This window comes from Vibrio sp. Evd11 (assembly GCF_900382755.1).
GTDB lineage: Bacteria > Pseudomonadota > Gammaproteobacteria > Enterobacterales > Vibrionaceae > Vibrio > Vibrio lentus.
In genome coordinates this window covers 1-9,463 of record NZ_OSDX01000105.1, presented here as the reverse complement: position 1 = coordinate 9,463, position 9,463 = coordinate 1, and the positions used below count along the sequence as shown (strand labels likewise).

8 protein-coding genes and 1 pseudogene are annotated in these 9,463 nt (G+C 43.8%); 3 read left to right on the top strand and 6 right to left on the bottom strand.

The genetic code is table 11. The annotated features are described in order from the left end of the window. Positions 1-199: 199 nt before the first annotated feature. Positions 200-1,060, top strand: a complete 861-nt coding sequence (locus ED652_RS23175; RefSeq protein WP_122056304.1) for a hypothetical protein — start codon at positions 200-202, stop codon at positions 1,058-1,060. A gap of 81 nt (positions 1,061-1,141) precedes the next feature. Here ED652_RS23175 and ED652_RS23170 read toward each other — a convergent pair whose 3' ends face one another. The 3 genes from ED652_RS23170 to ED652_RS23160 all read right to left on the bottom strand — a co-directional run bounded on the left by ED652_RS23170 (position 1,142) and on the right by ED652_RS23160 (position 5,435). Beyond that, complete coding sequence (locus ED652_RS23170) at positions 1,142-2,365, bottom strand: DUF819 domain-containing protein (RefSeq protein ID WP_017111839.1); 1,224 nt, start codon at positions 2,363-2,365, stop codon at positions 1,142-1,144. Positions 2,366-2,891: 526 nt separating this feature from the next. Then, on the bottom strand, positions 2,892-4,817 hold the full coding sequence (locus ED652_RS23165; RefSeq protein ID WP_122056303.1) for a monovalent cation:proton antiporter-2 (CPA2) family protein: 1,926 nt from the start codon (positions 4,815-4,817) through the stop codon (positions 2,892-2,894). Positions 4,818-4,820: 3 nt separating this feature from the next. Next, positions 4,821-5,435: an NAD(P)H-dependent oxidoreductase gene (locus ED652_RS23160; RefSeq protein WP_102455204.1), complete on the bottom strand. Its 615-nt coding sequence runs from the start codon at positions 5,433-5,435 to the stop codon at positions 4,821-4,823. A gap of 303 nt (positions 5,436-5,738) precedes the next feature. Between ED652_RS23160 and ED652_RS23155 the strand changes: the two genes are divergently transcribed. Further along, complete coding sequence (locus ED652_RS23155) at positions 5,739-6,815, top strand: low specificity L-threonine aldolase (protein WP_122056302.1); 1,077 nt, start codon at positions 5,739-5,741, stop codon at positions 6,813-6,815. Positions 6,816-6,939: 124 nt separating this feature from the next. Here the strand turns inward: ED652_RS23155 and ED652_RS24125 are convergent, their stop codons facing one another. Next, positions 6,940-7,065 carry a hypothetical protein gene (locus tag ED652_RS24125; protein WP_017060906.1) on the bottom strand — a complete coding sequence of 42 codons (126 nt, stop codon included), beginning with the start codon at positions 7,063-7,065 and terminating at the stop codon, positions 6,940-6,942. Between the two features lie 256 nt (positions 7,066-7,321). On the opposite strand from ED652_RS24125, the gene ED652_RS23150 reads away from it, so the two are divergent. Beyond that, positions 7,322-7,756, top strand: coding sequence for a YccF domain-containing protein (locus ED652_RS23150; protein WP_017111843.1), 435 nt, complete (start codon positions 7,322-7,324; stop codon positions 7,754-7,756). A 26-nt stretch (positions 7,757-7,782) separates the two neighbouring features. Here ED652_RS23150 and ED652_RS23145 read toward each other — a convergent pair. Further along, positions 7,783-8,891, bottom strand: a pseudogene (locus tag ED652_RS23145) (IS3 family transposase). Between the two features lie 186 nt (positions 8,892-9,077). Further along, positions 9,078-9,463, bottom strand: a 386-nt coding sequence (locus ED652_RS23140) for a transketolase C-terminal domain-containing protein (protein ID WP_301951208.1), incomplete at its 5' end; no start/stop codon positions are given.

Genomic DNA, 9,463 nt, shown 5'->3' with positions numbered 1-9,463 from the left:
GACCGCATCTTAACTTTAATTGCTAAATCACTTTGTAAATACGTGGATTCCATATAAGATTTGGGGCATTTTTGTATCTAGTTCTCTTCTTCTCAACTAAATTTCCTCTGTCACTTAATGGCCATTTTACTGCCCAGTAATCTCTAAAATACTCAATAAGCAGTTACACCTTATTGTTTCACTATTGAAGAGAGGGCTCATGGCTTGTAAACCACTTGCACTGATAATAACTGGACTATTATTAACGCCGAATTTTGCTAGCGCTAAGGTCGACATTTCGAAATCTGAAAGCGATCAAGCGGCAGAACAGGCAGCAAAGGAACTTGCAAACCCAAACACAGCTTACGCTAGCCTTAATTTAAAGCTTCAGTATTCAGGTGGTTACGATGGTGGAGGGGATGCTTTCGCGACTGTATTACAGCCGACGTTGCCGTTTCCAATGGATAATGGCGACAAAGTCATCTTCCGCCCGGCTATCTCTTATGTTCAGAATGATTTCAATATGGATACGTCGACAAGCTCCCAACATATGGATCAGTCAGGCGTTACTGACATCTCATTTGATTTAGCTTATGCGCCTAAAATGGAAGGTGGGACTATCGTCGCTTTCGGTCTCTTTGCTTCTTTGCCAACGGGCAGTAGTGACTTAACGGCGGATCAATTTGCTGTCGGGCCAGAGTTTATGGTCGGGAAGGCGAGTAGTGAACGAGTTGTCGGTGTGTTCCCAAATCACTTGTATGGTGTTTCTGGAGACGGGGCTGACCATTCTGATACTCGAATCAACAAGACATCGACACAAGTTTTTTGGGTTGAGATCTTAGGAGGAGGTTGGACGATTGGCTCTGCGCCGACATTCTCATATGACTGGAATAAGGATCAGACAGAAGTTCCACTAAATATAAGTGTCACTAAAACAACGTTGTTGAATGGACGTCCTTGGAAGTTCGGCATTGAAGCGAACTATTATATTGAGAAAGATGAAAAGACACGTCCGGATTTTATGTTGAGTTTTAATATCAGTCCTGTAGTGGAAAATAAGCTGGCGTCTTTGTTTGATTAATCTAAGAGTGGAAGAGTAGAAATGAAAAAGGCTGAACGATGATCGTTCAGCCTTTTGTGTTACTGCATTGAAGCGCTTTTATTAACCCGCCGCAGCCTGCATGATGAGACCACAGATGTAGGCGCCGTATGTGCCTAGAGCGTAGCCCAATACAGCCATTAGGATACCGACTGGCGCTAATGCTGGGTGGAATGCAGCTGCTACGATAGGAGCCGATGCTGCGCCGCCAACGTTAGCTTGGCTACCGACAGCCATGAAGAACAGTGGTGCACGGATAAGCTTCGCCATCACAATCATTAGAATGGCATGAATAGTTAGCCATGTGATACCAATGAAGAAGTAGCCTGGGTTGTCTAAGATAGCCGTCACATCCATTTGCATACCGATGGTTGCAACTAGGATGTAGATGAATGCCGAGCCAACTTTAGACGCGCCACTGTGCTCAAGGCTGCGTGTTGATTTGAAGCATGAAGCGATGAGCGCGAACGTCGTTACCATTACGATCAACCAGAAGAAGCCTGATGTAAGGCTGTATTTCGCGAGTTCTGGAGCGTTGGTCGAGATCCAAGGTGCGATTAGGTCACTGAATAAGTGAGCTAGGCCGGTAAGACCGAACGCAATTCCCGTGATCTTCATGAGATCTGTTGTGGTTGTTGGGCGAGCGTTCTCTTCTTGGTATTTAGAAACCGTCTCTTTTAGCTCTTCAATAGATGAAGTATCTGCTTTTAACCATGCATCAATCTTCTTCTGACGACCTGCCATGATAAGTAACACGGCCATCCAAATGTTCGCACAGATAACATCAACCGTAATCATTGCAGAGAATAATTGGTCATCAACCTCGAACACTTCTTTCATTGCTGCTTGGTTTGCACCGCCGCCAATCCAAGAACCTGCCACAGTTGTAAGGCCACGCCATACATCGCCAGACACAAGATCAGGATTAACTTGGTCGATGATTAGAATCGCTAAAGGCCCGCCAATGATAATGCCGACAGTACCAGTTAGGAACATGATGACGGCTTTAGAACCAAGGCCAAATATTTTACGAAGGTCTGCTGAGATGATCAGAAGAACGAGTGCACTCGGTAATAGGTAGCGACTTGCAACGAAGTATAGCTTTGAGTTTGACGCATCGATGATGCCGAAGCTGTTCAGCAATGAGGGAACAAAGTAACAGAGCAATAGACCCGGAACGAACGAGTAGAATTTTTTCAGTGCGCTATTTTGGCTACTTTCCGTGATAAAAACACCGCCAAGAATAACAGCTAACATGCCCATTATTACAGCATCATTAGTAATCATTATTATTATCTCCTTTAAGGTGAGCGCAACCGCCTCACTTTTTGAAGTGCAGGACTATACCGACAACTGGCATACGTTACAAACTGTAACGATAGACATACTTTGAAACGTTTGTGTTAATTTTTACGGTTTGAATTTGTGAATGCGGAGCATTAATTATTGCTCTTGTGAATGTTTTGGTGGCGACTTGTGAGGCGTGTTTAGATATATGCAATGTAATTCAAGCCTTAGAGAGTGGTCGCTATAAATCGACTCGATGTTCGAATGGTTAGATGGAGTGCATATATAGCCATTTTTATACTGTGGTTTATGCAAGGGTGGAATGTTTCAATAATGTAAAAAATGAATTCATTTTTGCTATGTGAGTAGAAATTAAAAATTATAGGTAGATCACATAAATGTTGTGGATTACCGATTCCAGCATCCGTTCTTCGTACTGATAGGGCACTTCGCGTGGGTTAGGCGAAGAAAAAGCGGCTTATAAGCCGCTTTTTGAATGGTTGCTCAACCTTGTATTTAGACTTGGTTAGGATTGTTCTTCCTCAAAGCCGTCGGCATAACCTTTTGGCGGTGGTGTCCAACCTCGTTCGGAGCGTGAGTGCTTGTCTGAACGGTCCTTCTTCATGTCTTCTTTCATTGCTTCTTCAAGGTGAATGAAGATTTGTCGGTAGTTGTTGTCGTAACGTGGGTTCTCCTCAGCGTCAGACCAAGCTTGGTAAAGCTTTTCGGACTTACGACTTTCAACACGTTGATACGTTGATTTTTGCTGTTCAACGAAGAATGGGTGATGACCTAAAGAACGCAAGGCTTCTGCGCCCATTTCGAGTGCCGAGTGGTACGTTTCTGAGACTACAGAATCTGCACCGGCTTCTCGTAGGCGGTAACTGTGACCACGGTCGAATGCACGCGCTAAGATTTTCACATTAGGGTAGGTGTGTTTAACATACTTCACCAATTCAACGCTTGAGTCTTGGTTATCGATAGCGACGACAAGCATTGCTGCTTCTTCGATACCTGCGGTATGTAATAAGTCATGACGAGTTGCATCACCAAAGTAAGATTTGATATTGATGGAGCGTAACAAATCGACTTGGTTGGCTTGGTGATCCAGAACCACAGTATTGACATCATTCGACACCAATAAGCGGTTAACAATCTGGCCGAATCGGCCAATACCAGCAATGATCACCGTGCCTTTCTCTTCGATAGTATCGGCCTCTCGATCGTTAGACTTTTGCTCGTAACGAGGAAGTATCACTTTATCAAATAGAATGAATAAGCCTGGTGTTAGGAACATTGAAAGGGCAACAACCAACGACAAAGTTTGGACTATATCAGCAGGCAATACGTAGTTTTGAGCCGAGAAGCTAAGTAGTACAAAACCGAATTCACCGGCTTGCGCCAAGCTCAACGTAAACAACCATCGGTCGCTATTTTTAATTTTGAAGATTAACGCCAATGTAAACAACACCAAGGCTTTAAGTAGCATAACGCCAAGAGTGAGGCCAATGATCAAACCAAAGTCGTTGAATAGAACATCAAAGTTGATGCCCGCACCTACCGTAATGAAGAACAAGCCAAGTAGCAGCCCTTTGAATGGGTCGATATTAGACTCAAGTTCGTGGCGGAATTCACTGTTCGCTAAAACCACACCCGCAAGGAAGGTGCCTAAAGCGGGTGACAGGCCGACTAGGCTCATCAGTGCCGCAATACCAATAACTAACATCAGCGCGGTTGCAGTAAAGATTTCACGTAGGCCTGAGATCGCCACAAAGCGGAACAGTGGACGACTCAAGAAGTGCCCGCCGACCACAACAATCGCAATAGATGCTGTAATCACAAGGCCATAAGCCCAGCCGGGTAGGCCAGCAACAAGACTCAACTCTTCATGGTGATCAGAAGCCGAAGCGACCGCGCTTTGCGCAGCTTCGATTAATTCTGGCAACGCCAATAGAGGGATGAATGCCAACATCGGAATGACGGCGATATCTTGAAACAGTAAGACCGAGAAAGCATTCTTGCCGCCTTCTGTCTTGGAGAGCCCTTTCTCATTAAAGGTTTGGAGAACAATCGCGGTAGATGACAGTGCGAAGATCAAACCGATGGTGAGTGCTATCGTCCAAGGCTGCCCAAAGAACAGAGCAATACCCATAACAATCGCGGTAGTGCCGCCAACTTGCAGACCACCCAATCCCATAAGGCGGTTTCTCATTGCCCAAAGCATCTTAGGCTCAAGTTCAAGCCCAACTAAGAACAGCATCATAACCACGCCGAACTCGGCAAAGTGTTGAATGGTTGTCGTCTCTTCGCCAACCAAACCGATAATTGGGCCAATCACAACACCTGCAATGAGGTAACCAAGTACAGAACCAAGACCAAGCCTTTTGGCGATAGGGACCGCGATGACTGCGGCAAGCAAATAGATAAATGCTTGTAGAAAATATCCTGTCATGATTTAACCTCTGCTCATCAGTTCATCAACGTAATGGTTTAGCTTTTCAGCCTTGCTTGCCTTTTTAAGGTCGACTTCGCCAGCAACAAAAGCCTCTAAAAGCGTTTTATAGCTGTTTACGTGATCTTGAATTCGGCCTTCTTCCAACGCAGTACGTGAACCAAACAAAGCCAATGGAGCTAAGTAGTTCATGCCGCACAAAGAAGCGGTTTGTTCGATTGGGTGAAGCAGTTCACGTATGGTGAAATGGTTATAGCCATCAGTTTGATAAGCATCTTTCTTGCCACCAGCGGTGATACTGCATAATAAGCTTTTACCTTGCAGTTCATTACCGTCGGTGCCATAAGCAAATCCATATTCGAGAACAAGGTCTTGCCATTCTTTAAGAATCGCGGGGGTTGAGTACCAATATAGTGGGAATTGAAAAATGATGATGTCATGGTCCAACAGGCGTTTCTGTTCACGGTCGATGTTGATCTTGAAGGTTGGGTACTCAGCATAGAGGTCGACACAGGTGACGCCTTCAATACGCTTGGCTTGCTCAAATAAGGGTTTGTTAGCTTCAGAGCGATGCTGAGAAGGGTGGGCGAATAGCACCAAGACTCGATTTTTCGACATATAGCCCTCTTTGTCCATTAACGAATAATATTTATTGGAATTATAGATATACAATAATAGAAGAATGGTTGAACAACAACGAATTAGCCCATACTTATCTATTGAGATGCGTGTGTTTTTAGGTACCTAAGTATATAAAACATCCGTCAATTTGAGTATTTCCGGCACAAGCTGCCGATGACTGAGTAAAACTAATTATTCACGAATAGTAAAAGCGAATATGGGCATTTTATGTCACCGTTGGCGGGTAACGCAAATAATCCAATAACCCGACATAGAACAACAATGAATAAAGGAAAAACTATGAGCATAGACTTGCGTCAACAATGTGATTTGTTGCTTTCCGGTCACCTAGATCCAACACCAGCCCAAACCTTCGCACAAATGGCTGAATGGTGCGAAACACATGATGTGTCGCACGACACCTACGGTGATGGCGAGTTTATCGAGAGCTTTGAAAATAAGATCGCAGAGCTGATTGGTTATGAAGCCGCCGTGTTTGTGATTACCGGCACCATGAACCAACCCACAGCATTAGAAATTGCCTGCCAAGAGAAAAGAAGCCCAGTAGTAGCGATGCATGAGTCGAGTCATATTATGCGCCATGAACGACAAGGGTATCAGCTCCAGAACCGTTTCAATGTACTTCCGGTTGGTAATGTATTTCGCACTTGGAATGTCGACGACTTAAAGGCTTGGCCTGATGAGATTGCCGCGGCATTGTATGAACTACCGATGCGAGAGATTGGTGGTCAGCTGCCTGAGTGGGAAGAGCTTGAAGCGATAAAGCAGTACTGCAAAGAACGATCGATCCATCTGCATATGGATGGTGCTCGTTTGTGGGAGTGCGGCGCGTATTACCGAAAACCATACAGCGAAATTGCTAAGGGGTTCGAGACGGCTTATGTTTCGCTGTACAAAGGGTTAAACGGTCTTGGGGGGTCACTCTTATTAGGTGACAAGGCTTTCGTAGCAAAAGCTTCGGCATGGATGAAGCGTCAGGGCGGAAATGTTTATCATCACACGCCTTACGTGGTTTCGGCAGCAATGCAGTTTGATCAACGGATTGAGTTGATGCCAGCATTGTATGAGCGTACTAAGCAAATCTATCAAATCTTACAAGATTACCCGCAGTTCAAAGTGAACCCGCAGGAACCCCAAGTAAACATGCTTCACCTCTATTTGCCTGTGAGCTATGAAGACGGCATTATTGTGAGAGATAACATAGCGAAGAAACACAAGATTTGGATAGGAAACCCAGCGATCAGTGAGTTGCCAAACCAATGTAAAATTGAATGGTATGTGGGTGATAACTTACTAAACTTGCCAGATCATGAGCTGATCGACATATTGGATTTTATTAGCGAAGAGCTGATTTAATTAACGAAGAGTTGATTTGATCGCAGAAGAGTTGAATTAATTACAGTAGAAGTGATTTAACTGAGATGAATACAGGACATGTTTCCTGTATTCATTTTTACGCCGATAGGATGGCGGGGTCTTGTTACATATACTGGTTGATGTACACGTCGACTAAGAACATGAACACTGGGACTGTGCTGAGAAGTCCGAAGAAGACGATTGGCACCCAGTTTTTCATTTTCTTTTTAGGTTGCTCAGTGTTGTTCATAAATTCGGCCTTCAATTAGTTGTTGCAGCTATTGTAGCTGTTTAGCTTTGTGGTACTAAAAATCTAAGAGCATGGTATCAAATAAAATCGATGAGCCCTATGCGGATTTGGCGTTTCGTGGCGTGTATCAATCACATAAAATGTAAGTGATTCATAAACGGTTCATAAAGGTTCAACAATAATGAACCTATTAGAACAAGTATTGCCTTACTCGGCATATGAGATAAACAGCATTCAAAGATTTGGAGAAGACAACATGAGAACAATAGGAAACATCATTTGGTTTCTATTTGGTGGCGTATTTATGGGATTGGCATGGTGGTTCTTCGGACTGCTCGCATTCCTCACCATCGTTGGTATTCCATGGGGTAGAGCGTGTTTTGTAATGGGTAACTTCTCATTCTTCCCATTTGGTCAAGAAGCGATTTCACGTGATGAATTGACCAATGAAACTGACATCGGTACCAGCCCACTAGGTCTGATTGGTAACATTATTTGGTTCTTATTTGCTGGAATCTGGTTGGCGATTGGTCACATCATGTCAGCAGTAGCGTGTTTCATTACTATCATCGGTATTCCGTTTGCGATTCAGCACCTTAAGCTTGCGGTTATCTCATTGGCGCCAATCGGTAAAACGGTCGTCGACAAGCGTGAAGCAGAAGCGGCACGAGTAAGAAACTACAAGGGTTAAGACTACATGACCCGTCCTGATATGGGTTAACACTTGTTTGACTGAAACGCTCGATGTATTTCACCGAGCGTTTTGTATTTTAAAGCTGTGTGAGGCCTATATTCATTATAGATTTTTACTGATTCGGCGACCATTTTCTTTGCTTCATCAAAATCATTAGGCTTATTCAACAGACACTCCATCTTCAGTATTACGTTGATCTTCTCTGCCAACGCATTCTGATAACAGTCATAGCCTCAATTATTGAGCAAGATACATCATACTGTCGATGCAACTCTTGGTATTCAACAGAGCAGTACTGAACACCTCGATCTGAGTGATGTACAAGCTCACCTGTATTCTTCTGCTCTTTCAACGCGTTTAAAAAGGCCTGCTTTACTGTGCGAGCTTTCATATCATCACCTATGTGATAGCTCACGATTTTTCTTAAGTAAGCGTCTGCCACTAAACTGAGATAAGTACTACCACACCGTGTTGCTAGATAAGTAATATCAGCAACCCATAATTGCTCTGGCCTTTCCGGTATTAAGCCTTCTTAGATTCGATTTGGGCAGTAAAAGCGATGATTACGGTTTGTGGTTCGATGATAAGCTCTTCGATTCTACACTAATAATCGATTCATTTTTAGCAGAGAGAATAAGCGGTCTCGCCCGATTTCAATATCGTTTTGAGCAAGTAAATACTTGATCTTACGAGTCCCTATTCGAGGGTGCATCATCCTTTGCTCCTTCACAAAACCGAGCACTGATTCATCTTTCTTTGTCTGATGAATTTCTGCAACACACCGTTTGTAGAAAGCTTGTTGTGTAATACCTATGAAGTGACAAGCTTTAGTGACGGTCCGTTTTCTGACCGTTTTTTCCTTAATAACTCGGCCTTACGCTTCTTTGAGATTCGGACTCCGAAATCTCGATCCATGACTTTTAGAGCCGCATCAAAGAACTCAGCTTTGAGCTGAGTAAGAGTTTGACATAGTCGCTTCTAACGCTCTCGGTTGTTCTATTTCTTTAGACCAATCTAGTTGACCATGTTTGCGAAGCCAAACTAAAACGGTAGAGTGACCTTGGATCCCATAACGTTCTTGAGCTTGCTTAGAAGTCATTTCGCCTTTTTCAACTTGACTTACGACTGCCAATTTAAAGGCAAGAGAATAATCTCATTGAGTACGTCTACTTGTTGTTTTCATGACACTCTCCAATTTCATGTTGGAAATGTTTCAACCATATTTAGGACGGTACAACAGATACAAAAAAGCCCCGCATTTTCATGCGGGGCTTTTAGTATGCATCACCCATTTAAGGGCGGGACAATGTAATCAAGATTAAGCTAGAAGCTCTTTTGCTGTGTTTACTACGTTTTCAGTAGTGAAACCGAACATCTTGAATAGCTCGCCTGCTGGTGCAGATTCGCCAAACGTTGTCATGCCGATGATTTTGCCACCGAAGCCAACGTATTTGTACCAGAAGTCAGCGATGCCAGCTTCTACTGCGATACGTGCTGTAACGTCAGACGGAAGTACAGACTCGCGGTATTCTGCGTCTTGCTTGTCGAATGCGTCAGTAGCAGGCATAGATACTACGCGTACTTTCTTGCCTTCAGCTGTTAGTTCAGCAGCAGCGCTAACCGCTAGCTCAACTTCAGAACCAGTTGCGATAAGGATAAGCTCTGGTTTGCCTTCACAATCTTTCAGGATGTAACCACCCTTAG